The 1,649-nt window shown below is 62.2% G+C and carries 1 protein-coding gene; it reads right to left on the reverse strand.

The window, feature by feature from the left end; genetic code table 11:
• The coding region (locus VH86_RS23815) for an ImcF-related family protein (RefSeq protein WP_045834344.1) at positions 1-1,649 on the reverse strand (1,649 nt) is incomplete at both ends.

The raw sequence follows: 1,649 nt of genomic DNA on the forward strand, positions 1-1,649 counted from the left end.
CTGCCCTGATTATCCATCAGCGCCAGCAGCGGGCCGAAGGTGGCATTAAGGGGGCCGGTCGGGCCGCTGTTCTGGTCAATGGCCGGGCGTTTTTCCCGACTGAGCAGGTTCTGCGCGGATTTCACCAGGGAGTCGGCAATGGCATCCCCACTCTGCCCGGCCCGCCCCTGCACGCTGAGGGTGTTCATCAGCGCCACCAGCGGCGACTGGCGTACATCCGCCATCAGCGTGAGCTGGTCAATTGCGTCAGAAAGCGTCGGTGCCGTCTGCAGGCGCAGGCTGTTGAGGAAGTTCAGCCAGGCGGCGCTGTAGTCAGAGAAGTAACGGCTGGTGAGCCGCGCTTCCAGCGCTTCGGGAGAGGATGCATCACCGGCGGGCGGCGGTGCATCGCTGAGTACCCAGTCCATCTCCTCACGCCGCTCCCGCGCCACTTTTTCAATCGCGGGCTTAACGCCATCTTCCCAGGCCTGACGGGTGAACATGCCGGGCACAACTTCATCGGTGGTAAACAGGCGACCCGCGTCCGTATCGCCGGTCATGTCTGCCAGATGCATGTCCGCGTACTGTCGGGCAACCTGTGACAGCACCCGCTGGTACTGGCGGGTTTCGCTGTTGGTCACCCCCATCTGACGTACCAGCAGGGTGCGCACCTGCCTGACCAGCTCCGGGTCTGATTTCAGCGCCCATTCGGGGTGAGAGATGAGATTCTCTGCATAGAAAGCCAGCAACGGACTCCCGGCGCCCTGCCAGTACGCGTTGTCCAGACCCTGCCGCTGCGTCCAGTTCTGCATCAGCGTCTGGCTGAACCAGCCGGCATCCATACGTTCAGGGCGTGTCAGCATCAGATACAGCCTGAGCTGCGTGTAGGCCTGCTTTGACTGCGTTTCGCGCAGCGGGCTGTCGGGCGGGAGTGCCGCATAGGCTTTCAGTGCGTCAGTGAGCTGTAAGGCTGCGGCGTCGCGCAGCAGAGGCAGTGCTGCCTCACGGTAACGAGGCCAAAGGGCAGACAGCAGCCCATCATTCTGGCTCAGTCCGAGGCGACTGTACCAGGGCACACCATGCTCCTGCCAATACTGTAATTGCCCGATGGTGTCCTGAAACACACCCAGTGCAGCAAGCCGCTGCTTTAAAGACTGACTGCTGTCTGAAGCGTTTCCAGCCACCTGAACGGCATCACTGATAACGCTGCGACTGGCGGCGAAAGAGACCAGCATTCCGGCTCCCCACAGAACCACCAGTGCACAGGCAGCAGCAGCGGAAATCCGGCTCCAGTGCAGGCCAGAGCGGAGCGGGCGAAGATGGGCAGGCAGTTCGTTTGAAGACGCAGGTAGCGCATCCCAGCGGTTATCACGTCTCCAGTGGTGCGGTATCGTGCCTGCCGTATCTTCCGACTGCGGGCTGAACACCATCCCGGCCAGTGGCAGAGACCCATGAACCTTCTGCAGCGGAAAAAGCAGCGCAGTTATTGATTCAGGCACACGCGCCAGCTGGTCCGCGAGGCTCAGCAAAAAGTGATGCTGCGGCGAGCCCGCCACCTGCTGGGTCCCCTGCGCGATGAGGTCCGCCGCCAGTGCCGCGAGCAATGCATCGTGTTTATTGGTTGTGGAAGTCTGGAACCCCACGGCCTGAGTTATACGGCCAGCCTGCCC

It is taken from the genome of Pantoea sp. BL1, from assembly GCF_000963985.1.
In the GTDB taxonomy this organism is placed as follows: Bacteria; Pseudomonadota; Gammaproteobacteria; order Enterobacterales; family Enterobacteriaceae; genus Pantoea; species Pantoea rwandensis_B.